General features: G+C 58.2%; 25 protein-coding genes. 16 read left to right on the top strand and 9 right to left on the bottom strand.

The genetic code is table 11. The features are described 5' to 3' along the window. Positions 1-66: 66 nt before the first annotated feature. From IQ265_RS20470 to IQ265_RS20460, 3 genes are read left to right on the top strand one after another with little or no spacing between them, the layout of a single operon-like run. Entirely contained in the window at positions 67-1,056 is a 990-nt protein-coding gene (locus IQ265_RS20470) for an aminoglycoside phosphotransferase family protein (protein WP_194056988.1), read from the top strand. 44 nt (positions 1,057-1,100) lie between these two features. Further along, positions 1,101-1,436, top strand: a complete 336-nt coding sequence (locus IQ265_RS20465) for a type II toxin-antitoxin system RelE/ParE family toxin (RefSeq protein WP_194056986.1) — start codon at positions 1,101-1,103, stop codon at positions 1,434-1,436. Next, positions 1,426-1,728: a transcriptional regulator gene (locus IQ265_RS20460; protein ID WP_194056984.1), complete on the top strand. Its 303-nt coding sequence runs from the start codon at positions 1,426-1,428 to the stop codon at positions 1,726-1,728. Before IQ265_RS20465 ends, IQ265_RS20460 begins: the two co-directional genes overlap by 11 nt. Before the next feature lie 14 nt (positions 1,729-1,742). Here IQ265_RS20460 and IQ265_RS20455 read toward each other — a convergent pair whose 3' ends face one another. Beyond that, positions 1,743-3,023: a sugar ABC transporter substrate-binding protein gene (locus IQ265_RS20455; RefSeq protein WP_194056982.1), complete on the bottom strand. Its 1,281-nt coding sequence runs from the start codon at positions 3,021-3,023 to the stop codon at positions 1,743-1,745. Between the two features lie 279 nt (positions 3,024-3,302). Then, positions 3,303-4,511 carry a formate-dependent phosphoribosylglycinamide formyltransferase gene (gene purT / locus IQ265_RS20450; protein WP_194056980.1) on the bottom strand — a complete coding sequence of 403 codons (1,209 nt, stop codon included), beginning with the start codon at positions 4,509-4,511 and terminating at the stop codon, positions 3,303-3,305. Positions 4,512-4,942: 431 nt separating this feature from the next. On the opposite strand from purT, the gene pilM reads away from it, so the two are divergent. The 4 genes from pilM (at position 4,943) to IQ265_RS20430 (ending at position 10,049) form a co-directional block, all read left to right on the top strand. Beyond that, positions 4,943-6,043: a type IV pilus assembly protein PilM gene (gene pilM, locus IQ265_RS20445; protein ID WP_194056978.1), complete on the top strand. Its 1,101-nt coding sequence runs from the start codon at positions 4,943-4,945 to the stop codon at positions 6,041-6,043. A gap of 2 nt (positions 6,044-6,045) precedes the next feature. Further along, positions 6,046-6,837, top strand: a complete 792-nt coding sequence (locus IQ265_RS20440) for a PilN domain-containing protein (protein ID WP_194056976.1) — start codon at positions 6,046-6,048, stop codon at positions 6,835-6,837. Further along, positions 6,834-7,745, top strand: a complete 912-nt coding sequence (locus IQ265_RS20435) for a hypothetical protein (RefSeq protein ID WP_194056974.1) — start codon at positions 6,834-6,836, stop codon at positions 7,743-7,745. The genes IQ265_RS20440 and IQ265_RS20435 overlap by 4 nt, the downstream gene beginning before the upstream one ends. Before the next feature lie 111 nt (positions 7,746-7,856). Beyond that, positions 7,857-10,049 (top strand): type IV pilus secretin family protein, encoded by a 2,193-nt coding sequence (locus IQ265_RS20430; protein WP_194056972.1) that lies wholly within the window; start codon positions 7,857-7,859, stop codon positions 10,047-10,049. Between the two features lie 97 nt (positions 10,050-10,146). On the opposite strand, the gene IQ265_RS20425 is transcribed toward IQ265_RS20430, so the two are convergent. Further along, positions 10,147-10,722 (bottom strand): hypothetical protein, encoded by a 576-nt coding sequence (locus IQ265_RS20425; RefSeq protein WP_194056971.1) that lies wholly within the window; start codon positions 10,720-10,722, stop codon positions 10,147-10,149. A 283-nt stretch (positions 10,723-11,005) separates the two neighbouring features. Between IQ265_RS20425 and IQ265_RS20420 the strand changes: the two genes are divergently transcribed. The 6 genes from IQ265_RS20420 (at position 11,006) to IQ265_RS28860 (ending at position 17,159) form a co-directional block, all read left to right on the top strand. Continuing rightward, entirely contained in the window at positions 11,006-12,133 is a 1,128-nt protein-coding gene (locus IQ265_RS20420) for an ABC transporter ATP-binding protein (RefSeq protein WP_194056970.1), read from the top strand. Positions 12,134-12,388: 255 nt separating this feature from the next. Beyond that, positions 12,389-13,522, top strand: coding sequence for a spermidine/putrescine ABC transporter substrate-binding protein (locus IQ265_RS20415; protein ID WP_347404992.1), 1,134 nt, complete (start codon positions 12,389-12,391; stop codon positions 13,520-13,522). 138 nt (positions 13,523-13,660) lie between these two features. Then, a complete protein-coding gene (locus tag IQ265_RS20410) occupies positions 13,661-14,557 on the top strand; it encodes an ABC transporter permease (RefSeq protein WP_194057145.1) in 897 nt (298 codons plus the stop codon). Positions 14,558-14,693: 136 nt separating this feature from the next. Beyond that, on the top strand, positions 14,694-15,488 hold the full coding sequence (locus tag IQ265_RS20405) for an ABC transporter permease (RefSeq protein WP_194056969.1): 795 nt from the start codon (positions 14,694-14,696) through the stop codon (positions 15,486-15,488). Between the two features lie 349 nt (positions 15,489-15,837). Continuing rightward, positions 15,838-16,032, top strand: a complete 195-nt coding sequence (locus tag IQ265_RS20400; protein ID WP_194056968.1) for a hypothetical protein — start codon at positions 15,838-15,840, stop codon at positions 16,030-16,032. A gap of 527 nt (positions 16,033-16,559) precedes the next feature. Beyond that, the gene (locus tag IQ265_RS28860) at positions 16,560-17,159 is read left to right on the top strand and encodes a rhodanese-like domain-containing protein (RefSeq protein WP_228038222.1); all 600 of its coding nucleotides are present in this window, start codon (positions 16,560-16,562) and stop codon (positions 17,157-17,159) included. Positions 17,160-17,749: 590 nt separating this feature from the next. Here IQ265_RS28860 and IQ265_RS20390 read toward each other — a convergent pair. The 5 genes from IQ265_RS20390 to IQ265_RS20370 all read right to left on the bottom strand — a co-directional run bounded on the left by IQ265_RS20390 (position 17,750) and on the right by IQ265_RS20370 (position 23,490). After that, the gene (locus IQ265_RS20390) at positions 17,750-17,947 is read right to left on the bottom strand and encodes a hypothetical protein (RefSeq protein ID WP_194056967.1); all 198 of its coding nucleotides are present in this window, start codon (positions 17,945-17,947) and stop codon (positions 17,750-17,752) included. Positions 17,948-18,074: 127 nt separating this feature from the next. Beyond that, positions 18,075-20,510 (bottom strand): PBP1A family penicillin-binding protein, encoded by a 2,436-nt coding sequence (locus IQ265_RS20385; protein ID WP_228038221.1) that lies wholly within the window; start codon positions 20,508-20,510, stop codon positions 18,075-18,077. Positions 20,511-20,667: 157 nt separating this feature from the next. After that, positions 20,668-21,705, bottom strand: a complete 1,038-nt coding sequence (gene chlG / locus IQ265_RS20380; RefSeq protein WP_194056966.1) for a chlorophyll synthase ChlG — start codon at positions 21,703-21,705, stop codon at positions 20,668-20,670. Positions 21,706-21,868: 163 nt separating this feature from the next. Further along, positions 21,869-22,969 carry an ArsA family ATPase gene (locus IQ265_RS20375; RefSeq protein ID WP_194056964.1) on the bottom strand — a complete coding sequence of 367 codons (1,101 nt, stop codon included), beginning with the start codon at positions 22,967-22,969 and terminating at the stop codon, positions 21,869-21,871. 320 nt (positions 22,970-23,289) lie between these two features. Then, entirely contained in the window at positions 23,290-23,490 is a 201-nt protein-coding gene (locus IQ265_RS20370) for a cytochrome b6f subunit family protein (protein ID WP_194056962.1), read from the bottom strand. Positions 23,491-23,709: 219 nt separating this feature from the next. Between IQ265_RS20370 and hisF the strand changes: the two genes are divergently transcribed. Together hisF and IQ265_RS20360 are read left to right on the top strand one after the other, a co-directional pair. After that, positions 23,710-24,480: an imidazole glycerol phosphate synthase subunit HisF gene (gene hisF / locus IQ265_RS20365; RefSeq protein ID WP_194056960.1), complete on the top strand. Its 771-nt coding sequence runs from the start codon at positions 23,710-23,712 to the stop codon at positions 24,478-24,480. A 137-nt stretch (positions 24,481-24,617) separates the two neighbouring features. After that, positions 24,618-24,920: a hypothetical protein gene (locus IQ265_RS20360; protein ID WP_194056958.1), complete on the top strand. Its 303-nt coding sequence runs from the start codon at positions 24,618-24,620 to the stop codon at positions 24,918-24,920. A gap of 124 nt (positions 24,921-25,044) precedes the next feature. On the opposite strand, the gene IQ265_RS20355 is transcribed toward IQ265_RS20360, so the two are convergent. After that, positions 25,045-25,767 carry a peptidoglycan-binding protein gene (locus IQ265_RS20355; protein WP_194056956.1) on the bottom strand — a complete coding sequence of 241 codons (723 nt, stop codon included), beginning with the start codon at positions 25,765-25,767 and terminating at the stop codon, positions 25,045-25,047. A gap of 259 nt (positions 25,768-26,026) precedes the next feature. On the opposite strand from IQ265_RS20355, the gene IQ265_RS20350 reads away from it, so the two are divergent. Beyond that, the gene (locus IQ265_RS20350; protein ID WP_194056955.1) at positions 26,027-26,851 is read left to right on the top strand and encodes a hypothetical protein; all 825 of its coding nucleotides are present in this window, start codon (positions 26,027-26,029) and stop codon (positions 26,849-26,851) included. Positions 26,852-26,935 lie beyond the last annotated feature (84 nt).

The following is a 26,935-nucleotide window of genomic DNA, read 5'->3' as shown; positions in this document are numbered from 1 at the left end:
TCAAACCCTGCTCCACCCAAGGCACCACCCACACCATCAAGAGGCTGTCAACCTGAGGGGCAGACCATGCCGCCGCAAAATCCAGGACGTCTAGCCCAAACGCCAGACGCCGAAGTCGTTATTGATGTGGCCCTCGTTCGCAGGCTGCTCCAGGCTCAGCACCCCGATTTGGCACACCTGCCGATCACTCCCCTAGATGCGGGTTGGGATAATGTCATGTTTCGCCTGGGCAATTTCAGGGTGGATACTTGTTTCGAGTCGGATGCCGTTGCTGGGATGCCGCAGGCTATAAGCTGCGTGGACTGCCTCGTGGTACGTCTTCCCCGCCGCCAGATCGCCGCTGCCCTGATTGACCATGAGCAAATCTGGCTACCGCGCCTTGCCGCTCAACTGCCGATCGCCGTTCCTGTTCCCTACCGCGTGGGCGCCCCGGCCTGCGGCTACCCCTGGCGGTGGAGTGTCTTGCCCTGGCTCAGCGGTTGCCCCGCCGATTTAGAACCGCCCCATCCCGATCAGGCAAACCGCTTTGGGGAAATTCTTCGGGCCCTCCATACTCCCGCGCCAGCCAATGCGCCCAGGAATTCCTTTCGGGGTGTGCCGTTGAAAGATCGAGCGGCGGCAATTGCAGAACGCCTAGCGCGCCTCGAAACCAAAACCGATCTGATCACGCCTACTCTCAAGACTCTCTGGCAGTCAGCCTTGATTGCGCCGATTGATACCCCGGCAACCTGGCTCCACGGTGACCTTCACCCCCGCAATATTTTGGTCGAAGACGGTCTGCTGACCGGCATCATCGACTGGGGCGACATCACCTCGGGCGATCGCGCCACTGACCTGGCAGCGGTGTGGATGCTGTTTGAGGATGGGATTGCTCGACGAGAGGCAATCGCCGCCTATGGTTCCATTTCTGAAGCCACCCTGCGGCGAGCCCAGGGATGGGCGATTTTCTTTGGCGTGGTGTTGTTAGATACAGGGTTAGTCGATCATCCCAGGCATGCTGCGATCGGTGAGCAAACCCTGCGACGCATTGCCGCCGTTGGAGACAGCGGCATTTGACGGAGCTTTAGCAAGCCGAGTCGCTTTTATGCGACAATCGCTCTATGGAAAGCACGCCAAGGCTCATCAAGTCCTATGTGGCACCCGACGGCAAAACGCCGTTTAAAACCTGGATCAAGAGCCTGAAGGACAAACGCTCCAAAGCCAGAATCTTGCAGCGCATTGATCGGCTACGACTGGGCAATTTTGGAGACTGTCGCAGCGTAGGGGCCGGGGTGTACGAGTTGAGGCTCAGCTTCGGGCCAGGGTTTCGGGTGTACTTTGGGCTGGCCGGGGCGGAGGTGGTGATTTTACTATGCGGTGGCGACAAGGCATCGCAACAGCAGGATATTCAGCGTGCCCACGACTATTGGCAGGAGTACACAAGCCATGCCGACTGAAAGCTATGACGATATTTTGACGGAGGAGCTGCGAGACGTGGAGGTGGCCGCTGAATATCTCTCAGCAGCGATTGAGGGAGGCAATGTTACCGAGTTTTTGATGGCGCTGCGCTATGTGACCGACGCCCACGGCGGGGTGGGCATACTCGCCGAGATTACAGACCTCAATCGTCAGAGCTTGTATAAGATGTTGTCTGAGCAGGGTAACCCAACGCTGATCAATCTGATTGCGGTGCTGAAATCAGTGGGGTTGACCCTGTCAGTAAGGCCCATTGAGTCCGATGCGGCATAGCTCAATAGGTGTGGCTATCGACTGTTCCAAGCTGCTGCTGCATCACTAACGGCTTGATCAACCGTTTTTTGGCCCAGCATTGCTGCTTGCAGGTTGTCGTAGATGATCGACTGGAGTTCCTTAACCCCATCCATGGCTGGAATCAGCACCTCGGCCTGGTTCATCTGCTCGGCACTGACCGATCGCGCCTTTTCTACCCCCTTGGTGCCCTCGGCAGCAAAGTAGCCATCCTCCAACGCCCCGGTGGTCGAGGGCAGCACGTTGGCCGCCTTAGCAAAGGTAAGCTGGTTGACGTCGTTGGTGACGTATAGCGCAAAATCGATCGCCGCATCGGGTACGTCGGTACTCGCCGGTATCACCACATTCATCACGGCGACGTTGGTTTTGCCGGTGTCGCCGGTAATCTGGGGACCACTGCCGGTGACGGCAGCAATATCGGGTGCGTTGGCCTCAATGGTCGGGAAAAATTCTGCCCCAGTCGAGAGCAGCGCCACTTCGCCGGCCTGGTAGAGATCGATCGCCCGACGATGGCCCTGGGTCAGAACTTCCTGGGGTAGCAACTCCTGCTGGTAGAGGTCAGTCCAGTACTGAAAGACGGCGCGGCCCGCATCGGTATCGAAGGCCGCCTGGCCCTGGTCATCCACTAGCTCGACCCCCATCTGCACAAACGACTGCAGCACGTCGGCAGAATCTTCGGGCACAAAGGTGGTGAAGTAGGCGTACTTGCCGGTTTTGTCTTTTACCTGGCGGGCCACCTCGGCCAGCTCGGCGTAGGTAGTTGGTGCCGTCACCCCGGACTCATCTAAGAGGGCCTGGTTGTGCAGGGTGACGTTGGTGGTCAGGTACCAGGGAATGCCAAAGCTCTGGCCGTTGAGAGTGTTGGCCTCCCAGATGTTGGGCAGGTAGACCTGCTTAGCCTCGGCGGGCACTTTGTCATCCAGCGGCATCCAGGCGTTGCGGCCCGCCAGCTGGGCGGCAAAGTCGGGGTTGAGGTTGACCACGTCGGGGGCGGTACCCGCAGTGACGGCGGTGAGAATTTTGCTCTGCATGTCGGCCCAGGGCACGTCTACCCAGCGCACGGTGGTGCCGGGGTTTTGGGCCTCGTAGTCAGCAATCAGCCCGTTGAAGTAGTCGGTAAAGTCGGGCTGGAGCTGCATTGTCCAGAACTCGATCTCTTGACTGCCATCGGCGGGGGCGGTAGCCGTGGGCTGTCCGCTACCGCAGGCTACCAACCAGCTCATCATCAGCCCCAGCAGGGCAAACAGACCAAAGCGGGCGTAGGGACGTAGTCTCATGGAATTTCCAGGGGATAGGGGCTACCGCAACACAATCAACCTCACTCAGCCAAACGTCCGTAGCGCTGACGAGCCTGTGTATTAAACGTCTATTCAAGTAGGACGGGGCAAGTAGGGCGGGTTCGACGTAGGGGCATTGCACTGCAATGCCCCTACCAGAGGATTCCGCTTGCGAAGGAATCCGACTAAATCGACGGCTGCAATACGGTTGTTTATTTTCCCTTAAAGTGGACGGCGTTGGTGAACATACATGACCAATCCAGCGAACAATTTGTTCGTTTAGAGGATGACCTGCACGGCGCTGGCGCAGGCGATCGCCCTTTCCTTAGCCTCCTCCACCGTGTCACCCAGCGCCAGCGCTACCCCCATGCGGCGGTTGGGGTGGGCGACGGGCTTGCCAAACAGCCGCACCTTGCTGGTGGGCACCTTCAGCGCCTCGTCCAGGCCAGAATACTGAGGATGGTCGCTCTTCCCAGGGGCCAAAATTACCGCCGAGGCCCCCGGCTGCACCGGGGTAATCTCGCCGATGGGCAGGCCCGCGATCGCCCGCACGTGCAGCTCAAACTCCGACTGGTGCTGGCTCACCATCGTGACCATGCCGGTGTCGTGGGGGCGGGGGCTGACCTCGCTAAAGTAGACGGTCTGGGATTGGTCGGGTGCGCCAGCGATAAATAGCTCGACGCCAAACAGGCCCCAGCCGCCCAAGGCATCGGTAACGGCCTTGGCCATCTCCTGGCAGGCGGTCAGGGTATCGGGGTGCAGGGCGCAGGGCTGCCACGACTCGCGGTAGTCGCCCGCCTCCTGGCGGTGGCCAATGGGGGGGCAGAAGTGGGTACCGTCGATCGCTCGCACGGTTAGCAGCGTGATCTCAGTGTCAAAGGGCACGAAGCCCTCGACAATGACGCGATCGCTCTTGCCTCGGCCCGCTTCCCCAGCGTAGCGCCAGGCGGGCAGCACCTCAGATTCCTGGCGCACGGTGCTCTGGCCCTTGCCCGACGAACTCATAATTGGCTTCACCACGCAGGGCAGGCCGATCGCCGCGATCGCCTCTAAATACTCCGCCTCAGTGCCCGCAAAGCGAAAGGGTGAGGTCTTCAGGCCAAGCTCGTCTGCCGCCAGCCGCCGAATGCCCTCGCGGTTCATGGTCAATTGGGTAGCGCGGGCGGTGGGGATGACCCGCCACCCCTCCGACTCTAGGGCCACCAGGGTATCGGTCGCGATCGCCTCCACCTCTGGCACAATCAGCCCTGGCCGCTCCTGCTCCACCACTTGCCGCAGGGCAGCGCCATCCAGCATGTCGATCACGTGGCGGCGGTGGGCTACGGCCATTGCTGGGGCATGGTCGTAGCGATCGACGGCAATTACTTCTAAACCCAGCCGCACCGCCTCCAGCGCCACCTCTCGGCCCAGTTCGCCTGACCCCAGCAGCAGCAGCCGTTGGGCGTTTTCAGTCAGTGGCGTGCCCAGGGGCAGTAGGGGGGCGATCATGGTTGGTAGCTCCAAGGATAGAGAAAGGCGATACAAAGCAATATTTTCTCAATATTAAGTGCTCACTTTTCTGAATTGTGTGTAACATCGCTGGTGATACCAGCTATAGGTTTGCTCGGTATTCCCTCAGGAGCAGTGGTTAGACCATTGGGTGCGAGTTTAGGCGATCGGTCCTTGTCTGTCTTCTAGACAAGTCTGTCCTCATAAACGAAAAAATCAGCGCTTAGAAAAGAAAAGTGGAAAAACTGAATTAAATTGTGTACCATTCGTTAGCACTTTTCCCCTAGGGACAATTGCCGGGCCATTCGATCCCTTCTAAATCGCCTAGAGCGAGCCTTTGGCGGGGATGTAAATAGGCTCGTTTGGGTCTGCTTGGTTGTTGATAAACCGGGCAGGTTTTCCGGTTACCCACCTGTTTTTCGGATACTGCCGTGGATAGTCTCAAAGCCATTTTTAGTCGCAAACCTCGGGGGGTTGGTATTGAGCTCACCCCTGAGAAAGTTAATTTGGCCCGGCTGAAAAAGCAGGGAACCGCTCTTAAATTAGAAACCCTGGCTTCGGTAGAACTGGCCGAGGGTGTCTATGAGGAGGGGCAAATTTTAGACACCGCCGCCATGGCCGATGCCATTCAGCTGGTGCTGGCTGAAAGCAAGCTCAAGGTCAAACAGGCCACGACCGCCATTCCGGGGCGTGCCATTACCCGCGTCATTCCGGTGCCTGCCGAGCTTGACGATGAAGAGCTGCGAGAAATGGTGCTCAACCAGGAGGCTAGCCTCTATCTGCCCTTCCCCCGTGAAGAGGCCGATGTCGACTACCAAAAACTGGGCTACTTCGTTGACGAAGACGGCATTGAGAAGGTGCAGGTGCTGCTGGTGGCGGTGCGCAAAGACCTCACCGACCCCTATATAGAAGTGTTTCAGCAGGCGGGGCTGATGCTCAACGTGCTCGAAACCTCCAGCTTTGCGCTGATCCGCACCATTCGTGAGCAGCTGCGGCAGTTTACCCCTCAGGAGGCCGCTGCCGTCGTCGATATCGAGTTTGAAAATACCGAAATCTCGATTGTGGTCGACGGGGTACCGCACTTTTCACGGACCGTACCCATCGGCACATTTCAAATTCAAAGCGCCCTCAGCCGCGCGATGAACCTGCCTCCCTCCCGCAATACCGAGCTGCTGCAGGGCATGACGGTGCCGATTCAAACCATGGATACGGTAGGTGCGCCCCAGATGGGCAACACCAACCCCGGCACCACAGCCATGCTGCGGGTGCTGGGCGAGCTATCCGACGAGCTGCGCCGCTCCATCGACTTCTACCTCAACCAGGGCGAAGACATGGAGGTAGCTCAGCTGCTGCTGGCGGGCCCGGGGGCCTCCATTGGTCAGCTTGACGAGTTTCTGGCCCAGCGGCTGAGTCTGCCCGCCAGCCAGATTGACCCCATTTCGGCCCTGTCTTTAGATGTTGCTGAAGACATTCCTGAAAGTCAGCGGGCTGGGTTGGCAACGGTAATTGGCCTTGGCCTGCGGGAGGTATAGCTATGTACGGTCTGGATATTAACTTTCTGAAAGACCGCGAAGTTCGGGTCTTTGATGCCAAGCCCCGATCGCGGGGCGGTGGGGCAACGGTGGTCGGCGATCGTAGGCCCCTGTACATCGGGCTGGCGGCGGCGCTCATCCCTCTGGCGCTGGTAGGCGGCTACTGGGCCGTCACCCGCGGGCAGGTCAATCAGCTCCAGGCTCGCAGTGTTGAGCTAGATGCCGAGACCGCCGCACTACAAGGCCAGCTGCAGGAGATCAGCGGCATTCAGCAGCAGATAGATCTCGTGCAGGCTGAAAATAACGCCTTTGTGACGGTGTTTAACGACATCATTCCCTGGTCAGCCCTGCTGCAGGATATTCGCACCCGCACCCCAGCTCGGGTGCAGATTGTTAGCCTGAGCCAGACCGAAGGTGCGTCCCTACAGGCTGACCCCGCTGACCCCAACGCGCCGCCGCCACCAGCCGCTGGGGGTATTTCAATTGAGGGGGTGTCTTGCTCCTACGATGCCATCAACGACTTTGCCCTGGTCTTGCAGCGATCGCCGCTGCTGCAGTCGCAGACCGTGGCCATTACCCAAGCCCAGCAGCAGCCCAGCCTGCTCGACCCCCAAACCCAGGGCCGCTGCCCGGGTGCTGCGGTCGATGACCCCGACTTTTTAATCGACTACGGCATTGGTGCCAACATCACCGACACCCCGGCCTCGCAGCTTATTGATGAGCTAGAGCGCCAGGGTACGGTTGGTTTAGTAACCCGTCTTCGGGCCCTGAGAGAAAGAGGAGTGATCGAATGACCACCACAGGAGATTTTCTTCCCGGTGAAGATAACCAGGGCCTAGAGCAGGTAGGGCCAACCTACCCAACGGCCTTTGGGGTTGAGCTAACGCCAAAAGTGCAGGCCATTGGCCTGGCTGTACTGGGTTTGCTAGGGGCCTTTGCCCTTTATAACTTTGTTGTCCAGCCCGTCCGCGAGCAAAAAACGGCTCTTGAGGCTGAAGTGGCGCAAAAGCAGGCCCAGGTCGATCAACAGCGGGCTAGCCTGCAAGACCGAGCCGCACTGCAGGCTCAGCTCAATACAGCCCTAGAGCAGCGGGTCGGTATCTATAGCCTGCTAGGTGACCAGCAAACCATTGATACGCTGCTGCTTGACATCAACCAGCAGATTCAAAACAGCAATGCGGCGATCGCCGACGTGCTGCGGGCCGATCCGGCTCGCCTCGACAATGCTCAGCTGGCGGCCCTAGGGCTCAACCGCGAGCAAATTCAGCGGGCTAGAACCACCTTTCCCGGTGATACCCAGCTACAAAGACAGCTCTACACCTCCGAGCTGCTGCGGTTTAACCCCAGCCCTCCGGTGATTTTGGCTGATGGTCCAGCTGAGCTCAATGGCAAGCTTGAGCGCTACACCGTTGATGTATCGATGCAGGCACTGTTTCCCCAGACCTTAAGCATCATGCGCAATATCGAGCGCCTAGAGCCACTGATTGTAATTCGAGATCTGCAGCAGAGCATTGCGCCGCCGCCGGAGGGAGCCACTGAAGAGCAGCTTCTGGGCATTAGCCGCCTGCTGCTGACCGACTTCACCCTGGAGGTTCTGGTGCCTGTCGGCGACCCCACTGTGCCGCCGACACCGCCGCCCCCGGCCCCCGCCGAGGGTGAAGCCCCTGTCGAAGGCGAAGCCCCTCCTCCGGAAGGGGGTTAACTCAACCCTTTGGAGCCCAGTTCCCGCAGCCACCACCGTGGCCCCAATCTACCTACCCAGCCTAGTTATACCCTGCGCGGCCCTGCCGCATCTGTGATGGAGGAGTGAATCGTGAACCGCCTGATGAACCTACACCCGATTTTGCTTGGCAGCGCCCTAGTCGCCCTGGCTGCCCAGCCTGGCCTGGCCTCAGTTACCAGCATTACTAATGTCCGTCTCAACCCCACCGCCACCGGCCTCGATCTGGTGTTTGAAACCGAAGGCGGCGATAACAGCAATGTCTTTACGGTTAACCAGGGCAATAGCCTAGTTGCCGATATTACCCGCGCTCAGCTTAACCTGCCCGATGGCGGCAGCTTTACCCAAGCTAACCCCGCCCCTGGCATTACTCAGGTCTCGGTAGTGCCCCTCGATGCTAACAGCGTGCGAGTCACCGTCAATGGCGATGGTCAGACCCCTGTGGGAGAAGTAGATTCTAACGGCGATCGCGTCGTCCTGTCGGTTCGTAGCGACGGTCAAACTGCCCAGGCCCCCACTCCGGTACCCACCGAACTCGAAACCGTACCCGCCCCAGATGCCCCTCCTGAGGTAGCTCAGGCTGCTCCAACCCCAGAACCAGCCCCAGGGCCAGCCCCCGTAGTTCCGGCTCCCGCCAACCCTGATGTGTTGGTTCCCAATCCCGAAGTCACCATTGACGGCACCCCAGTGCCCCGGCCCCAGGTACAGCAGGCTCCTCCTTTCCTGCCTCGGGCTGTTGCACCCCCAATTGGCGATATTTCTGTAGCCGAAGGGGCACCGACCTTCAGCAATATAAACTTGGGCAGCAACGAGCGTATTCCCAAACTGCTGCTGCGCGATGCCCCCGCCCGCGAAGTGCTGTCGCTGTTGGCCAGAGCTGCCGGCCTCAACCTGGTCTTTACTCCCGCTGGCGCAACCCAAGGGGGACAGGAGACAGCAGCTAGTGCCGATGGGCCACCGGTCAGTCTAGATATTGAGAATGAGTCGGTGCAGGACGTGTTTAACCACGTGCTGCGGGTGACGGGACTGCAGGCCAATCGGGTGGGTCGCAGCATTTATGTTGGCCCTACCCTGCCGGTTTCGGCCCAAAATGTCTCGGCTAGAACGTTGCGCCTGAACCAGGTTGACGCCACCGTTGCCACCAACTTTTTGGTTGCCCTAGGGGCGGAAAGTGCCGTCAGCCGCGAGCGCCTGGTTACCAACGTCAATGCTGTTGAGGTGGCCGAAGGTGCTCCTGCCCTCACCGAAACTCAGACCTCAACCGTAGAGCAAATCGAGGTCAACCGGGTTGACTACGAAGATAGCCAGGGAATTTTGCGCGGCTTGCAAGTGGTGGCCGACGAGCGCACCAATTCGGTCACCCTGGTGGGCCGAGCTGATCTGATTGCCATTGCCACCGAGCAGCTCACTCGCATCGATCTACGCCGGCGGCAGGTGGCGGTCAACGTCAGAGTTATTGACATCGACCTCAACGCTATCAATGCTATTGGCACCAGTTTTTCATTCCAAAACGGGCTGTTTGGCGTGCTCAGCTCCGGGGGACTTGGCATTCTCAACATTGGGGATGGCGGTACACCTAATACTGCTAACCAGGCAACTCCCACAGGTACCCCCATCCTGCCGCGTACGCTAGGTGGCCCTGGTCAGAATAATACCTCCGGCAATTTCTTGGCTCAGCTGCTGGGAACAGTGCAAAACGGCAACGGCAAGATCATTACTGACCCCACGCTAATTGTTCAAGAGGGCCAAACGGCTACCGTTCAGCTAACTCAAGACGTGGTGACTGAACTTACTCAAACCATTGAAGTAACTGAGACAGGAACTTTGACTACGCTAGATATTGAGGTTGAGCCGGCGGGTCTAATTCTGCAAATCGATGTCGATCGCATCGATGACAACGGCTTTGTATCGCTGTCGGTAGCGCCCAGTATCTCGGCTCCAACTGATAGTTTCTCTAGTGACGCTGGCACATTCTTCCTGCTGTCGGAGCGCCAAATTAGCTCTGGTCAGGTGCGGGTTCGCGACGGTCAGACTCTGCTACTGTCTGGCATTATTCAGGAGTCGGAGCGTTCTAGCGTCAACAAGATTCCCATTCTGGGCGATATTCCCATTTTGGGTGCGCTGTTCCGCAGCACCGTGACCGACAACCAGCGCCGAGAACTCATTGTGCTGCTAACACCCCAAATCCTAGACGATTCGGATGAGTCGACGTTTGGCTACCAGTATGCCCCCAGTGAGCAGGTGCAGGAGATTCTAGAGAATCGGGGTCGCCCCCAGGGCGAGTAAAACCCTGGCGGTAACAACTGCCTCAGCAACAGGCCATTACGCAATAAAAAGGGTAGATGCCGGAGCGAGGCATCTACCCTTTTTGTTACGGCACTGTTTATTCGGCGACGTAGGAGCCGTACATGATGTATTCGTCGCTCTGGAGCTGGGTGTCACTGGAGTAAAACGCTATTTCTATGGAGGTTGCCGCACCGCTGGTGTCGGCTTTAGGGATGAGCTTGATGTACTGGTTTTGGGTGTCGTAAAAGCTGGGGCTAGACTCGAGCCTGAGCAGGTAGCCCCCTTCGGTGCCAATCAGGGTATAGGGGCTGCTCTGACCACTACTCCACTGCACCTGGTTGGGGGTTACGGTCATGGTGCCAAAGGCAAGCAGCACGTTGCTGAGGGGCTGCCACTGGTGAATGAGAGTATCCGGCAGGGTTGCTGCTGAGGCTGAAGGGGTTGTATCTGGGGCGGCAGGGGTGGCGTCGGGGGGCTGGGTGGCGGTAGGTGCGGGGGTAGGCTCTGTCGGTGTTGGGGCGCTGGGAGCGGGCTCAACTGCGGCGGGCGGGGGTGAGGTATTGGGTCGACAGCTGGCGATCGCAGCCCCTGCCACCACCGCCAGCATCCACCTCGCTAGAGTAGATCGGCGCTGACGCCGTGGATGGGCTAGTGCTGCGACTATATTTACCATTTCTACGCTCCGGAGCAGGACCTGGTGCCATAGTAGCGTTTTGAGCGTTTTGCAGACTTTCCGATGTTCCCTAGTTAGGCTCCAAAAAAAGGTTTCAGGAGAATGGTTAAAGCCAGAGCAGCAGCTTTTTTGGCACGGAATGCATCGGCGATCGCTGGTGTGGGTAAAGTATAGGCAGTACCGCCTTGGATAGAGGTTGAGCTGGGTCAGATGTTGTAAAAACAGCGACTTGCCTATGCCAGGTGCGATCGCTAAAGTTGGAGTGCACCCAGGGAGATAGGGTATGGCTCAAACGGTTCAGTCGGCGGCAACGACGGCAACAACAGAGACGCAGCCAGATGTTGAGCTACGCCAGGTATTCAAAACCTTCGGAGCCGACACAGCGGTACGTCAGCTCGACCTGGTGGTGCAACCGGGTGAGTTTTTTAGCATCTTGGGCCCCTCGGGCTGCGGCAAAACCACCACCCTGCGGCTGATTGCGGGGTTTGAAACCCCCTCTGCCGGAGAGGTGCTAATTCAAGGTACCAGCGTGAGCACGGTGCCTGCCCACCGTCGACCGGTCAACACTGTCTTTCAGAGCTATGCCCTGTTTGACCACATGACCGTCAAAGACAATATTGCCTTTGGCCTCAAAATTCGGCGGTTGGGCACGGCTCAGGTGCGCGATCGCGTGGCCGAGGCCCTGCGGCTGGTTCGCATGGAGACCATGGCCAACCGCTACCCGGCCCAGCTCTCTGGGGGGCAGCAGCAGCGCGTTGCTCTGGCCCGCGCCCTAGTCAACCGCCCCGCCGTCATGCTGCTCGACGAACCCCTCGGTGCTCTCGATCAAAAGCTGCGCAAGCAGATGCAGGTAGAACTGGCCAACCTGCACCGCCAGCTGGGCATCACGTTTATTCTGGTCACCCATGACCAGGAGGAAGCCCTCTCGCTGTCGGGTCGCATCGCTGTGATGAACAACGGCCAAATTGAGCAAATTGGCACGCCTAGCGATATTTACGACCGCCCCCGCACGCCTTTTGTCGCTGACTTTATTGGAGATACCAACCTGCTGCCCGGCCGCGTAGACCAGACCTACCCCGCTCAGGTGCAGGTTACTACCGAGAGCGGGCTGCGGGTGCTGGCCCAATCGACTCAGTCTCCCCGACCCACCGTTCAAAACGTCGTGGTCAGCGTACGGCCTGAAAAGATCAACCTCAGTTTGAGTGCCCCCGGCAGCGGCGGCAACTGCTACCAGGGCCAGGTCAGTCACCTGATGTATCTGGGTACTCACCTGCACTGCGTAGTGCGCCTCAGCTCAGGCGAAGCCCTGACGGTGCGCCAGCCCAACCGAGCTGAGGGAGCTATTACCGTAGATACCCCCGTCTACGTCCACTGGACCGCCGATGACTGCCTGGTGCTAAACGCTGCCTAGACTAGGGCCTACAGCCTGCAAAGCCTGGTCAAGCCCAAGGCTATTAGATGTAGCACATGACGTAGCACACATAGACGCAGCGCCATTACCTAGCTAAGCGACACCCTCTAGACCCCGTCGTCCTCTGCCTAGATACATACGCCTGGGACGCATCCTCATATACTGGAGAACTGAATACTGGGACAACTCACCATCCCACTACAGCCGCTGCCTGCCTAGCCCCTGATTAGCCCCCTAGCCACATTGGAGAAAACCGTGTCTGCAAAGCGACTCCTGACCTCCCCCCACTCGCGCCGTCCAGCTTTGGGTCGACGGCGCTTTTTGCAGGGGTCGGCGGCAGTCTTGACCGGCCTCGCTGCCGCTAACTGTCGCCAGAACCTAGCTGGTCCGCCTGCTGGCGGGAGTACCGGTAGCGATGGCACGCTGCACATCTACACCTGGGCCAATTACACCGATGACAGTTTGGCCGCCGCCTTTACTGAACTCACCGGCATTTCGGTCGTAGTCGATATCTTCGACTCCAATGAGGTTATGTTGACCCGGCTTCAGGCGGGCGGTGGCGATGCCTACAGCCTCATCTACCCGTCTGACTACATGGTGTCAGAAATGATTGACCTGGGCCTGCTTACGGAGCTAGACCAGAGCCGCATTACGGGTTTAGAAAACCTCAGAGCCCAGTGGCAAAACCCCGCCTACGACCCCAACAATGCTCACAGCGTGCCCTTCTGCTGGGGCACCACGGGCCTGCTCTTCAACCGTGAGGCTACCCCTGGCGAGCCCGTCGACTGGAATTTTTTGTGGGAGAACCAGGACGCCCTCTCCCGCCGCATTACCATGCTCGACGATATGCGCGAGACCTTGGGGGCCACCCTCAAATCCCTAGGTTACTCGTACAACTCCAGCAACCCCGAAGAAATCCAGGCGGCCTACAACCGTCTGCTTGAGCTCAGACCCCACATTGCCGCCTTTAAGACTACCGGCTTTGAGAACGAACTGCTAGGCGGTGACTTGAGCGTGTCAATGGCCTACTCCAGCGATGCGATCGCGCTCACCCTTGAAGACGACCGCATGGAGTACATCATTCCTGCCAGCGGGGCGTCGTTGTGGACCGATACCCTGGCCATTCCTGCCACCGCCCCCAATGTTGACGCCGCCTACCAGTGGATCAACTTCATGCTTGACCCCGCAGTGGCCAGCGCCGCTGTAGAACGCCTGTTTTTTGCCACCGCCAACCAGGCCGCCTTTAACCAACTGCCCGCCGAAATTCAGAGCAACGAAGACCTGTACCCTCCCGAATCTGTACTGGCCAAAAGTGAAGGCATTGTTGCCGTAGATACCGCCAGCACCGACCTCTTTGACCAGTTTTGGACCGAAGTGACCAGCGCTTAAGGGGTGGATGGGCAGATGGGCAAACGGGTGGATGGGTGGGTTAACTAAATGGATGAACGAAGCAGCCCCCGCCCCATCACCTCCTCACTCCCTACCCATCCACCCTCCCACTCCCTACCCATCTACTCTCGCTTCCCAATGACTCCTGTACCCTCCCCACTGCGCCCCTGGGCCGATCGCTTTGCTCCCCGGCGCTGGCTGGGGCCAGTTGCGCTACTGGGGCCAGGGGGCGTGTGGCTGCTGCTGCTGCTAGTGCTACCCACCCTGCTCATTCTTGAGATCAGTTTGGTGCCGGGGCTGCGTTTGGGGCAGCCCAGCGGAGGCTACGGGCTGGGCAACTACCTGCAAATTTTGCAGCCGGTGTACCTGCGGGTAATTGGGCGATCGCTGGCCTTTGCGCTGGGGTCAACGGTGCTTTGCCTGCTGCTGGGGTTTCCGGTGGCCTACTGGCTGGCGCTGATGTCGCCTCAGCGCTGGCGCAACCTGCTGCTGGTGGGGTTCATTTTGCCGCTGTGGACATCGTCGCTGCTGCGGGCCTATGCCTGGGCCGCAATTCTGCGCCCAAGCGGCGTGTTGAACACCATTCTCACAGCTGTAGGGCTACCGACCCAAAACTGGCTCAATACGCCGACCGCGGTGTTTATTGGCCTCACCTACAGCTTTTTGCCCTACATGGTGCTCATTCTCTATGCCTCGCTCGAAAAACTCGACACCCGCCTACTAGAGGCTGCTGCCGACCTGGGGGCAACTCCGTCCCAGGGTTTCTGGAAGATTACCGTGCCCCAAACCCTGCCCGGCATCGCCGCTGGGTGCCTGCTGGTGTTTATCAGCACGCTGGGCGACTTCGTGGTGCCCACTCTGCTGGGTGGAGCCTCATCTATGAATATTTCGCGGCTGATCTACAACCAGTTTCTTGGCCCTACCCGCGCCTGGGGCTTTGGTTCGGCGCTCAGCATGGTGCTGATTTTGGCGGTCAGCCTGGCGATCGCCCTCCTCCTGCGCTACGGTGACAAACGCTCCGTATCCGAAACCTAATTCTGAAACCTTTATGGGCGGTGCATCGCTGCGCGGATACAGCCTACGCCAGCCCTCATTCTCTCCACTCTGCAAGAAGCCGCTCTACGCCATCCACCCATCTACTCGACCACCTACCTACCCGCTTACCTCTCCCATGTCCGCCCCGCGCTCCATTACCTGGCCCAGTCTCTTCACTGCTCTGATGTACGCCTTCATGTACTTCCCCATCATTGTGCTGGGGGTGTACAGCTTCAACGATTCGCGCTACAGCGCCAGTTGGGAAGGGTTTAGCCTGCGGTGGTACCGGGCTCTGTTTAGCGATCGCCGCCTGCTGTCAGCCCTGCAAGATAGCCTGACTATTGCGATCGTGGCGGTGGCGGTTTCAGCCGTGCTGGGCACCCTGATGGCTATCGGTTTAGCTCGCTATCGGTTCCGGGGCAAGGGGCTGTATCGGGGGGTGTCGTACCTGCCGCTGATTGTGCCCGATATCGCGATCGCAGTGGCGACCCTGGTGTTTCTGGCATCGATGGCAATACCGCTGAGCCTGGGCACCATTATTGCGGCCCACATGGTGTTCTGCCTGGCCTATATTGCCGTGGTGGTGGCTAGCCGCCTCCAGCGCCTCGACCCCAATCTCGAAGAAGCCGCCCTCGACCTGGGGGCTACTCCGACCCAGGCGCTCATCAAGGTGCTGATTCCGCAGCTGGCACCGGGCATCTTAGCCGGTTGTCTACTGGCTTTTGTGCTCAGCATGGACGACCTGCTGATCTCCAGTTTTACCGCTGGAGGGGGGGCTAACCCATTGCCCATCGAGATTTTTAGCCGGGTGCGTACGGGGGTTAAGCCCGACATCAATGCCCTCAGCGTGGTGCTCATTCTGGGCTCGGCCTTGCTAGCGGGCCTGGCCGAGTACGTGCGCTACCGGGGCGATCGCCAGCGGCAGCTGTAGCATTTGCCCTATCTGCCCACCTTACTGACCTTGGCGGTTGGCGGCACAAAAAGCTGAAGCCTAGCATCCATAGCATAGTCCAGCTCGAAGTCTAGAGCTGTCCCACCAGCACAACTCCACATCTGAACTTAGATTTGTTGCGTTCAGAAATGCCGCCTTAGTCAAACCGATGGTCAGCGGCGGCTTACCTCAGCCGAAGATTGATGTTAGTGATTTAAACCACGTATCTGTCTGCTGTTAATTACAAGCAGGTAGGTTCAAGATCATGCTCAGCCAGAGGCTATATCACGATTAAGTTTGACGTATTGGGCGATATTGAGTACAGCCTCAAATCGCTCAGGTCGTCGTCATGTCTCAAGTCACTAGCCAGTCGCTCAAAGCCATCGTTGATCAAATTTTTGCCGAACGTCGCATCAGTCGCCAGGTGCAACGAGAACTTATGGACGTACTGCTCAGCCAGCCTACGCTCAGCAACCAGGACCATGCTACGGCGCAGCGTGTGTTTGATGCTATTCGCCAGGGGCGGCTGCGGATAATCGATTAACCCTTTCTTCAAAATCGATTACATCTGGCTAAAGAAGTACTCTGCTGAATAAAAAACGCTTTGGCCTGCCTACCGTATGGGCAAACAACGTTTAAATGCTTCATGAACCTAGCCCGTTTTACATGGGCTGGGTTCAGTTTTTTGAGTTTTCTAAAATCGCTGTGGCAAGAGAATAAAGTCTTACGCTTTTGGCGGTTGGTGTAGTCGGCTTGTGCAGGCACTAGAACAACTATCGGCGTTATTGAAACACTAGTGTGCTTGGTAGTGCCTCGGCATTAAGCTTTTTAGCTATCAGCCTAAGTTGTAAGCTATCGGACCAATACAATCTATGACGAGTTTTCGTCGTTTCATCTATTCTCTAGCCAGAGCAACAAAAGAGGGTTAACCATGATTTCAATTAACTCTCCGTAATCTTGAAGCGCGAAATCTCATTCTTCTGTTGATCTGAATTATGCCTGCTGATGGATAAGCTCCTACAAAAGGCTTGCTATGGTATTTCTGTTGATGCCTATAGTAGAGGTATTTTGATGACTAATTTTCGTGATCAAAACGAGAGTATTTCTAATAATCCTGGACAAGCTGATCAAAGTGCTTCGCCTCAAGACCTAAATGTCGCCGAGCGCGCTGAACATGACTCTGACCAGGCGGCTACCGAAGCCTCGGGTCTTGTTTCCGACCAGTTTGCTAACCGGGCCGAAGACTTCTCTAGCCAGGCTTCTGACCAGGTTCAAGCTGTTAAGTCTGCAGTTACCCAACCGTTGCCAAAACCCCCAGGGATGTCTGGCACTCAGGCTACTGCCGATGAATTGTTGAAGCGACTGAACTGGGGTGAGCCTGCCCTCACCATTATTGATGCCCGCAGCCGCCAATCCTTCAATGCAGAGCGCATTACTGGTGCTATGTCGCGGGATCAGGTTGATGAGGCGACTGGCTCTCTGGAACACCAGCGGGACATTTATGTCTATGGCGACGGTGCTGACGAGGCTGCGGAAGTGGTCAATCAGCTGCGCCAGGCGGGCTACCAAAAAGTGGCGCTCATCCAGGGTGGACTGTCGGCATGGAAAGATATTGGTGGGCCCACCGAGGGTGTCGAGGCCTTTTCTTCGCCCGCTGGCGCTAAGGTCTAAACTAATCGTCTATACCGCTAGCACGGCATCTCCTAACAACAACGACAGCCATAGCCGTTCCCAAACCGACGTTGATGGAACGGCTATGCTTAGATCAAACCCTGGTTGCCTGCTCCCCCGGCCAGTCAATGGCAAACGATCGTTTGCCATTGCGGGATGTCCATTTTGATGCAGGGTTTTTGAGTCGGACTGGGTATAAGCCAGAGTGCTGAACTCGTGGGTGCTGCTTCTGTTGTTCAAATGTGTGTAACGCAAGAGCTGATTTGAAAAAAAACACTAATTTAAAGCAAGCATTCTCCTGAGATGTTGCAACGCAATGTCTCAGGAGAATTGTGTTTTTCCGCCAGGATTGGACACAAACCCCCACTTTTTACCGTCTAACAAAAGCCGCTGACGATGTTAAGTCAAAGGGGGCAAACTAATGCTTTTAGGGCGCTTTAAACTCGCTAGACCTATTGGTGTTGCTGAACTGAAGTATGAACTTGGGTAGGGGCAAATAGCCGTTTGCCCCTACGAGAGATGTTGCGTTTTTGATAGCGCTGTGGTGCATCATGGGGCGCGATCGCGCCGCTACTAAACCGCAGGGATACCTAACCCTCTTTGCCCTCTTCTGGCTTCACGGTAGGAAGGAAGTCGGGCTTTTCTTTGTCTTCCCAGCCTGCGGGGCGCTTGGAGTTGTACCAGGCCACAGAGCCCAGGGTTACTGCGGCTATAAAGCCCACCACGTAGACCAGTACAAGGGACGAAGAGGTCACCGCCTCACCTGATACCGCAAAGTAGAGTGCCATAACTAAATTCATCTCCAAAAATGGTTGTCTTTTATCCTACGACGATCGGTCGGTCAGGGTATCACCCCCAGGTCTGACCCTTCCCATGCAATGGCGCTAAACTTACCCACCATCTACGCCCTCCGGACTATTCTCCCTCGGCGGCAGGGGCAGGTGCCTCTAGGGGCGGCGGTGGTGCCACAATAGGCGGCGGTGCAGGAGCAGGAGCCACCGGGGCCGGGGCTGGGGCTACTGGAGCCGGATTCACTGGGCGAGGTGCTGGGGCAGGCGGTGCTGGGGCGGGTGGATCATTGGTGATGACTGGAGCAGGCGCTGCGGCTGGTTCCGGAGCAGGGGTGTTGTTCCTGGGGCCGCTGCTGTCGCTATCGTTGTTGCTGGCGGCGGCAGGTGCCTCATTGTTACCGGACGACCTGTTTTCGTTCTCCGAACGGTTGGCAGTCTGGCGACTTTCACCCCTCGGTCTGGAATCCGACGCTGATACTTGAGACGGCCCGCTCTCGGCCACCACTCGACCGGGCTTAACCGGACTGAGGGTAATAGTGCCCTCGCGTCCGCCCAGACGAGGCAGGCTTGGAAAATCTTCGGAGGGAATGTCGTCGGTCAGCTTGGCCATAAAATCGCGCCAAACCCCTGCCGCCATGCTGCTAGCACCTCGGGTTGGCGTGTTGTCGTCATTGCCCATCCACACTCCAGCCGCTAGCTGAGGGATGTAACCCACAAACCAGAGATCGCGGTACTCCTCAGAGGTGCCCGTTTTGCCGGCCACCGGACGGCCCAGATAAGCGTTACTGCCCGTGCCCCCCTCGACAACCCCACGCAGCATCCAAGTCATGATGGCGGCCGAGTCGGCATCAATGGCCTGAACTGACTCATTGGGCCGTTCGTAGATCACTTTGCCGTTGCTGTCTAGAACCCGTCGAATGCCGTGGCTGGGTCGATACATTCCCTTGTTGGCCAGGGTACCGTAGGCGCTGGTAAGCTCTAGCAGGTTAACTTCTGACGTGCCCAGGGCTAGCGAGTAGGCCGGCAGCAGCGGCGACTTGATTCCCATGCGCCCTGCCAGGTCGACGACGGGTTCAAACCCCACATCGACCAGCAGCTTAACGGCCACAATGTTGACCGAGTTGCGCAGGGCTTGCAGCAGATCCATGCCGCCGCTGTAGTTTTCGCCGTAGTTCTTGGGCTCGTAGCCATCGACGACATAGCGGGCATCGACGTAGTTTTTGTAGGGCGATACCCCCCCTGCGATCGCCGCCGCATAGACAAAGGTTTTAAAGGTTGACCCTGGCTGTCGCTGGGCCTGGGTAACGCGGTTAAACTGATTTTCGCTGGTAAAGTCGGTGCCACCTACCATGGCCTTAATTTCACCGTTGCGAGGGTCAACGGCTACCAGCGCAACCTGTCCTACGCGCTGCCAATTGCTGTAGCGCTCAACGGCGTTTTCAACGGTTTCTTCAGCGCGACGCTGCCAGACCACATTTAGAGTGGTCTCTACCGTCAGGCCACCGGCCTCAAGCTGTTCGGGGGGTAGCAGGGCTTCCAGCTGCTTTTGAATATAGATCGTGAAGTAGGGAAACTCGCTGTAGAGAAACTTGGGCTGGTTGGGGGTGACTTCTACGCTGGCGGTAATCGCCTCTTCGGCTTCTGCCCCGGTGATCGTTTCGGTGGCCAACATGCCGCGAATCACGCGGTTGCGCTGGCTGCGGGCTGCCTCTACATCGACTGCTGGCGAGTACAAACTGGGGGCCGGGGCCATACCGGCAATCATGGCCGACTCTGCCACGGTAAGTTGGTCAATGGTTTTACCGAAATAAATCCAGGCGGCATCAGCTACGCCGTAGGCCCCAGAACCCAGGTATACCAGGTTGAGGTAGCGCTCAATAATCTGCTCTTTAGTCAGGCTTTCCTCAAGCTTGACCGCCATTAGAGCTTCTTTGAGCTTGCGCTGGTAGCTGCGTTCCTGATCGAGAAAGACGATACGAGCCAGCTGTTGGGTAATGGTGCTAGCCCCTTCCACCGTTTCTCGGTTTTGCAAGTTGGTTAAGACAGCGCGGGCAATGCCCCGGTAATCGACGCCGTTGTGCTCGTAAAAGCGGCGGTCTTCGGAGGCAATAAACGCATCTACCAGATGCTCAGGCAGGGCATCGTAGGTGATGGTCTCTCGGCTGGCGGGGCCAAGCTTCTGCAGAATGACTCCGTCAGCTGACACCATCGTGACGGTGCCGTCGCGTTGATAGGTCAACGCCGCATTAGGATCGGGCAGTGTGGCGTTGGTTGTGACAAATACGCGGTAGGCGCGAGTACCTCCCCCGGCAATACCTGCCCCCGCCAGCAGCACTGCCCAAAACAAGGGCCGCAAAAATAGCGGTCGGTAGCTGCGCGGCGGCGGCACCTGCTCCTGGGAGGGTAAAACCTGCCCCTCAGCCGATCGCGGTGAAGCGGTTGTTTTAGCAAAATTGCTGGGACTGACCCCAGCGGTCTTGCGCCCAGCGGTCTTGCGTCTGGCAGAACGCGATGACTTTCCCGCAGGAAACGACAGCCAGCTTAACCAAGATCGAGCCATAGCACCGTTGCCCTTCACGTCCTCTGTGAACTGTATGGGGTTTCGACCATTTGTTCAAGGGTATAACAAGTCCAGCTCGGAATCTGAAGCTTTCCCACCGACAAAACTCCACTTCTGGACTGGAATTCGGTTTGTCGCCCTTGATTTGATGGATCCCCTAAAGCGGCGCGTGCCCCAGAGCCAGCCCTGTCACCAGCATACCTAATACTAAAAAAGGCTGAGCGCTGGCCTGATATTTGACGTCATTACCCAGGGGATCGCGCAGAAAGTACATGTCCTGAAAGGTGATCTGAGGAATGATCAGCAGGATCAGCAGCACCGCGTAGAGGTTTTGGTGAATGGCCATCAGGTAGGCGGCTACGCCCCCCTGGAAAATATCGATCGCCAGTACGCAAATCCAGGCGGCGGTGGTCACGCCAAACATCACCGGCAGCGACTTGAGCCCCATCTGGCGATCGCCCTCCACGCTCTTAAAGTCATTCACCACCGCAATGCCCAAACCGGCCAGGCTGTAGAACAGGGTGAGCACCACAATCTGCCAGGTCAGGGTGCCAAACAAGGCATGACCGGCCCACCAGGGCAGCGCGATATAGCTGGCCCCCAGGGCGTAGTTGCCCAACCAGCCGTTTTGCTTCAGCTTGAGGGGCGGCGCTGAATAGATGTACGACACCAGCGATCCACCGATGGCAAGCGCGGTAATGGTCGGGAAACTATGACCCGCCCAGCGATCGAGGGCAAAGGCCACCGCTACCCCACCGACCAGCAGCACCAAAATCTGGGCCACCACCTGGCCAATCGAGATTGCCCCGGAAGGAATGGGACGGTAGGGCTCGTTGATGGCGTCAATGTCGCGATCGTAGAAATCGTTGAGGGTTTGGGTGTAGCCGGTCAGCAGCGGCCCCGAAAGCAGCATACAGGCCGCCGCAATCAGCACGTACTCCAGGTTCCAGCGGTAATTGCCGGAGGAGGCTGCTCCGCACACCACCCCCCAAATCAGCGGAATCCAGGTGATAGGCTTCATCAGCTGGAGACGAATCTTCCAGATCGAGGTTTCGCCCGCCTTGGCTCCTTTCATGCCCAACAGCTGGCGGGCCGCATTGCCCTGGGCTTCAGGGGCGACCTCAGCAGCAATCTCAGCACCAGGGGATTGGTCTGGAGCATCATTGACCGGAAGGGAAGACGGTTGTTCAGCCATGGTGGTGTGAAACTGCTACGAGTCGATGAAAAATCAGGTCGGCATAATACTTACCCACGGTGCCACATTTTTCGGGTCAGAATCAAACCCTAATAGGCACAGAGAGCATTTTGCTGGGAACCGATGACATGGAGCTGGGCAGTAATCTCGAGAAGGAGAAGTTTTAGCTAAACGAAATCACCAGGTGCTGGTCTTGAAACTTGGCCCCAGCCACGGCTTTGCCCTGAAGCGCCTGGGGCAGCAGCAGGTTGCGCCGCTGATCGCCCGCCTCGATGGTGACCTCGGGGCCGTACTGGGTGAGTTTGACCTGGGTTTTGTCAAAGCTGGGCAGGAACAACCGCACTGTCTTGGCGGCCACATCCACACTGACCGGGCACGGGGCCGCTGCTGCCCACTGAGCCGGGTCGGGCAGGGCTGCGATCGCACTCTCCCAGCCCTGCTCTACTACTGAAGGTAGGGCCACCTGAGGCAGAGGCGCAAAGGCGGTTGCTTGGTCGTCGGCTAAATTGCCGTTGTTCACCAGCACACCACCTACGGTGAGGCCAATTTGCTGGGCACTACCCCACAGATAGCGAGCGGTAGCCACCGCTCCAGGGGTTGGTGTTGTGACTAAAAAAGCGGCCACTCGACTGGGGTTAGTGACGGCTTCACGGCCTGCTTCGAGCTGCGATCGCACCTGCCCAGTGGGCTGATCGAGCACATCCCCTGACCAGTCAACCGCCAGCACCGCTGCGGCCATAGGCTGCAAAAAGGGCGACAGCACCTTGCCCACGTCCGACTGCTGAAACACGCCGCGAAATCGTCGCAGGTACCAATCGAGAATCTCAGGCATGCCCAGCATGCGTAGGGTAGCAGTGGCATCGCTGCCGTCATAGATGATCACGTCGTAGCGATCGCTAGCATCGTACTGCCGCAGCGCATTGAGGGCCAGGGCGCTGTCCATCCCTGGCATTACTCCCAGCTCCTGGCCGTAGACTGCCTTCAAAAACGGCGTGCGCAGGTATTGGGCCTCCAGGGCTTTCACCTCATCCCAGCTTTTCTCTAGCTGCGTTGCCGCCTGAAACTGCATCGCCCACAGGTTAGGCTCCAGCTCGGCGGGCTCCGCCCCCAGAGGCTGCCCCAACAGCAGCGCCGGGGCTGGAGTGGCATCTTGAATTATCAGCAACACCCGCTGTCCCGCTTGCGCCCGCTGTTTAGCGGCAGCGATCGCAACTGTGGTGCTACCGCTGCCGCCCTTGCCTAAAAAGGTAAGAATTAATGCCATAGAAATGGGCCTACGCGTTCTGTTTGGTTATGACTGCTAAACGGATTCACCCACGGAATTGCCGCTGCAAATATACCCTGTCCCTAACCTAGGTTATAGAACAGGCAGCCCAGAACCGATCAGGTGCCTGACACCTGAAGGGCAACCTTAGGCTGAGCCGCAGGGGATATCTACGTTGGGAATCCCATCAGATTTTAGTGATCAAAAAATCATTAACCATCCCCCTGAGGAAGGGAGCAGAAAGGGTTCGTCGGGATTGTAGTAGCCCTAAGCGATCCGGCACTGCCGTCAACCACCCTATGCTTGTCGCCCAGTGCCCATCACTGAATGGGAGACAGCTCATCTTCAAAGAACCAGGTGGTGTAGCGATCTTCAAATTCCACCACTACGCCGACACCGCTGCCGTCTACCATTTTGAACCGACTCACGACGCCCCGCTTGCCGAGGTAAGTCGCCGTTTCCTTAGAAACCCGATCGCGTAGACGGGATACCTTCACCTTCTGGCCAATCTCTAAACCCATGTTTACTGAGGGCTCCAACTGCACATCCAACAATAAAACCAAGACACAGTGTATCAGCGTCTTGGCCCCTGTTGATCCTCAAAATCCTCTATTGTGAAACCTTGGGAAACGATTAATCTACTGCGGCAGGAAATAGGGCGGTCGAGTAGGTGAATGGGGCGATGAGTGGTTGGGATGGCCGCGAAGCGGAGCTAACTATAAACAAAAGGAGTAAGGGAAATGCTGGCAAAACGGATTGTGCCCTGTTTGGATGTCAAAGCCGGGCGGGTTGTCAAAGGAGTTAACTTTGTCGATCTCCGGGATGCTGGCGATCCGGTGGAGCTGGCTCAGGCCTACAACCAGGCGGGGGCCGATGAGCTGGTGTTTCTCGATATCACAGCCACCCACGAAGACCGCGACATTATCTACGACGTGGTGTATCGCACCGCTGAGCAGGTGTTTATTCCCCTGACCGTGGGTGGTGGTGTGCAATCCTTAGAGACTATTAAGAAGTTGTTACGAGCTGGAGCCGACAAAGTCAGCATTAATTCGGCGGCGGTCAAGCGGCCCGAGCTAATCCGGGAGGCCAGCGATCGCTTTGGGGCGCAGTGCATTGTGGTAGCCATTGACGCTCGCCGCCGCGAAGACCCCACCCAGCCCGGTTGGGATGTCTACGTGCGGGGCGGTCGCGAAAACACAGGCCTCGATGCCCTGGCCTGGGCTGAAACCGTTGTTGCTCAAGGGGCTGGCGAACTGCTGGTGACCAGTATGGATGCCGACGGCACCCAAGCGGGCTATGACCTAGAGCTAACCCGCGCCATCGCCGACCGGGTACCAGTGCCGGTGATCGCCTCTGGCGGAGCGGGCACCTGTGACCACATTCATCAAGCCCTAACCGACGGTAGGGCAGAGGCGGCTCTGCTGGCCTCGCTGCTGCACTACGGTCAACTGACGGTACAGCAGGTCAAAGAGCATTTGCGCGATCGCCAGGTGCCGGTGCGTCTGACCTAGTTTGGCAAAAGTGAAAACATTCTGTGGAACCATGCCGGTTTTATGAATGCCTGTTACGATGTGTAACATATAGGTTAGAAGCTTTACGTTTCAAACTTTACACTTTGTCATTTAAGTCTTTACCGTAGACCTCTTCCATGCTGCTGCTCATCCTAACTATTGTTATTGCTCTGGTGGCTTGGGCACTCCGACTGATGGAGCAGGCTGTTAAAGGTCAGGAGTTTTCCCTGATGCTGGCGGGTTTTTTGGTGGCATCTTCCGCCGCCGCCCTGATGGGAGTCTACTTTTTGATGGGCAATTACATGCTCTATATGAACAGTGCCGCCCAGCAGATGTCTGCCCTAGACCCGCTTGATGTGCCCTACTCAATCTACGCCAGCGCCACCGTGCCCGACTCCTCTAACCCAGGGGCTGACTATTGGTTAATCCAGGCTGAGTAAGGCTCTACAAAGCACCTGCAGCGCTAAGTTACTACATCCTCTGTAAGCCGCCGAAATGCTTTTCCTTCCGGCGGCTTTGCTCTGAGAGGCCAGCGGATCGCCACAGGCGGCTGAATTACAGTACTTAGTTTAGTGCCCGCCAGGTGGCGGGGCCAACAATGCCGTCTACGGTAAGATTATTCGCCGCCTGGGCCCGCCGCACAGAGGCCTCAGTTTGGCTGCCAAAGATGCCGTCGATCGCGCCGTTATAAAACCCTTTGGCCCGCAGTCGCTGCTGCAGCTGACGTACTACATCACCCTCCATGCCGGGGCGCAGCACGGGTAACGCTGGGGCGTTACCGTTATTGGTGGTGGGTGGGGTGCTGGCCGGGGGGGTACTCGCTGGGGGCGTATTGGCCGATGGCGTACTCGTTGGTGGTGTATTCGCCGCAGGGGAATTCGCGACCGGGGTGGCACCGTCGGTGGTTGTGGCGGCAGGTGGGTTGGCTTCGCTGGGCGGGGTGGGAAACAGGCGGCTCCAGGTGGCGGGGCCGACAATGCCGTCGGCGGTAATACCGGCTGCGGTTTGAAAACGGCGCGTGGCGGTGGCGGTATCCTCTTGGTACAGGCCGGTCACCTGACCGGGGTAGTAGCCCAGCAGAATGAGCATGGATTGCAGCTCGCGCACCGACTCCCCCTGGCTGCCCAGCTGAAGGGTGGGTCTCACAATACGGCCGCCGCTGACGGTTGGAACGGCGGGTTGGCTAGTCGGAGCGGCCTCCTCCGCAGGGGTCTGAGCCTGGGCAGACGAATGGGTGAAGCTGCCAACCAGGGCGAAGGCGCAGCCTCCCCAGAGGGGAATCGCCATAACCATTCCCCAAAGACTAGGCCTGGCCCAGCCTGGGGCAGCCCGTTTGGTAAAAGGGGAGGCGCAGAACATAAACTTGGCTCCAGACAGGGGTAACAGTAAGCGGCAGGCGCTTGACAGCAAGCATTATAGGATTGCTATCCAGAAATAAGCTACTGCGCCCCTTAAAATTCACGGTTAGCGGTTAGATTCGCCCGCTAAAATTCATCCCGACGATTCACCAAATGCCAGGGTTCAGCAGCGTAAAGGCACCCCAACCATGGTTCAGCGAGGAATGCCGCCGAAATTATTAAGGTCAGGAGCCCTGTCAGACCGGCTGGGGGCAGCGCTGGAGGCCATTGTCATTGGCGATCGCTGGCTGGCTAACCGGCGGTGTGGTGTCGATGCTGCCGCAGGGAATTGGCGGGGGGGACTGCTGCAAGTTGCCCGCGCCTGCGCCCAGGGCGATCTGCTGTTGCCGTCGCGGTGGCAACCCCACTTTCAAACGCTGCCCGATACCCCAGCGCTGCTGCTCAATGCCCTGCCCTATCTGTGGCTACAGGCCGATGCCCACGGCCATCATCGGGCGGCGGTCGCTGACTGGGCCGCCGCCATAGGGCAATGGCGCAACCTCCCCAGAGGGGAATCGCCCGCGGTGGTGGTGGCCTGTGAGGTTTTGTTTGACCTCGTCTGCCAGGTGATGGCGGCGGCTGGATCGGGGCCGGGCTGGGGGCATTCCTTGCTGTCCATAGCTTGTGCCCCAGACGGTGAAGTCAATCCCCTGGAGCCAGTCCTACGGCTGGTAGTTCAGAGCCAAGGCGAGTTTGCGGTGGTGTTGGGCACAGCCCATCAGCGAGGCTGGGCAGCGACGGAAGTGGCCCTGGCCGGGCTGGTGGTGGGCCTGAGCGGCGGGCGAGCCGGGTTGGGGGCGAGCCTGCGTCAGCGCTGGCTGTTGGCGTACCCTGGGGCGGGGCAGGATGGCTGGCAGAACCTGGAAGCCGATGACCTGGAGGCGATCGCCCTGGGCCTGCATTGTCGCTGGGCAGGGGGCGAGGTTTGCGATCGCCCAGAACAGCCTCCTTTTCCTTGCGGTATCAGGGTTTAGGGCCAGGGGTACAGGCGTTGACCAGAGCCGCCGCCTATAATAGCGTTTGAGAGGCTCCGGTTGGGCTGGCGGCCCGAGCGCACA

Source organism: Nodosilinea sp. LEGE 06152 (genome assembly GCF_015207525.1).
In the GTDB taxonomy this organism is placed as follows: domain Bacteria; phylum Cyanobacteriota; class Cyanobacteriia; order Phormidesmidales; family Phormidesmidaceae; genus Nodosilinea.
Note: the sequence above shows the minus strand (reverse complement) of the source record. Positions and strands in the feature narration are given on the sequence as shown.

What these genes read in the sequence shown, in the direction of transcription:
- IQ265_RS20390 (WP_194056967.1), bottom strand. Translation starts at nt 17,947, where the DNA reads ATGGCACTCTACTTTGCGGTATCAGGTGAGGCGGTGACCTCTTCGTCC.
- IQ265_RS20385 (WP_228038221.1), bottom strand. Translation starts at nt 20,510, where the DNA reads ATGGCTCGATCTTGGTTAAGCTGGCTGTCGTTTCCTGCGGGAAAGTCA.
- IQ265_RS20400 (WP_194056968.1), top strand. Translation starts at nt 15,838, where the DNA reads ATGTCTCAAGTCACTAGCCAGTCGCTCAAAGCCATCGTTGATCAAATT.
- IQ265_RS20420 (WP_194056970.1), top strand. Translation starts at nt 11,006, where the DNA reads ATGGCTCAAACGGTTCAGTCGGCGGCAACGACGGCAACAACAGAGACG.
- IQ265_RS20350 (WP_194056955.1), top strand. Translation starts at nt 26,027, where the DNA reads ATGGTTCAGCGAGGAATGCCGCCGAAATTATTAAGGTCAGGAGCCCTG.
- hisF (WP_194056960.1), top strand. Translation starts at nt 23,710, where the DNA reads ATGCTGGCAAAACGGATTGTGCCCTGTTTGGATGTCAAAGCCGGGCGG.
- IQ265_RS20440 (WP_194056976.1), top strand. Translation starts at nt 6,046, where the DNA reads ATGTACGGTCTGGATATTAACTTTCTGAAAGACCGCGAAGTTCGGGTC.
- IQ265_RS20370 (WP_194056962.1), bottom strand. Translation starts at nt 23,490, where the DNA reads ATGGGTTTAGAGATTGGCCAGAAGGTGAAGGTATCCCGTCTACGCGAT.
- IQ265_RS20470 (WP_194056988.1), top strand. Translation starts at nt 67, where the DNA reads ATGCCGCCGCAAAATCCAGGACGTCTAGCCCAAACGCCAGACGCCGAA.
- IQ265_RS20405 (WP_194056969.1), top strand. Translation starts at nt 14,694, where the DNA reads ATGTCCGCCCCGCGCTCCATTACCTGGCCCAGTCTCTTCACTGCTCTG.
- IQ265_RS20375 (WP_194056964.1), bottom strand. Translation starts at nt 22,969, where the DNA reads ATGGCATTAATTCTTACCTTTTTAGGCAAGGGCGGCAGCGGTAGCACC.
- IQ265_RS20410 (WP_194057145.1), top strand. Translation starts at nt 13,661, where the DNA reads ATGACTCCTGTACCCTCCCCACTGCGCCCCTGGGCCGATCGCTTTGCT.
- IQ265_RS20425 (WP_194056971.1), bottom strand. Translation starts at nt 10,722, where the DNA reads ATGGTAAATATAGTCGCAGCACTAGCCCATCCACGGCGTCAGCGCCGA.
- chlG (WP_194056966.1), bottom strand. Translation starts at nt 21,705, where the DNA reads ATGGCTGAACAACCGTCTTCCCTTCCGGTCAATGATGCTCCAGACCAA.
- IQ265_RS28860 (WP_228038222.1), top strand. Translation starts at nt 16,560, where the DNA reads ATGACTAATTTTCGTGATCAAAACGAGAGTATTTCTAATAATCCTGGA.
- IQ265_RS20455 (WP_194056982.1), bottom strand. Translation starts at nt 3,023, where the DNA reads ATGAGACTACGTCCCTACGCCCGCTTTGGTCTGTTTGCCCTGCTGGGG.
- purT (WP_194056980.1), bottom strand. Translation starts at nt 4,511, where the DNA reads ATGATCGCCCCCCTACTGCCCCTGGGCACGCCACTGACTGAAAACGCC.
- IQ265_RS20465 (WP_194056986.1), top strand. Translation starts at nt 1,101, where the DNA reads ATGGAAAGCACGCCAAGGCTCATCAAGTCCTATGTGGCACCCGACGGC.
- IQ265_RS20435 (WP_194056974.1), top strand. Translation starts at nt 6,834, where the DNA reads ATGACCACCACAGGAGATTTTCTTCCCGGTGAAGATAACCAGGGCCTA.
- IQ265_RS20460 (WP_194056984.1), top strand. Translation starts at nt 1,426, where the DNA reads ATGCCGACTGAAAGCTATGACGATATTTTGACGGAGGAGCTGCGAGAC.
- IQ265_RS20360 (WP_194056958.1), top strand. Translation starts at nt 24,618, where the DNA reads ATGCTGCTGCTCATCCTAACTATTGTTATTGCTCTGGTGGCTTGGGCA.
- IQ265_RS20355 (WP_194056956.1), bottom strand. Translation starts at nt 25,767, where the DNA reads ATGGCGATTCCCCTCTGGGGAGGCTGCGCCTTCGCCCTGGTTGGCAGC.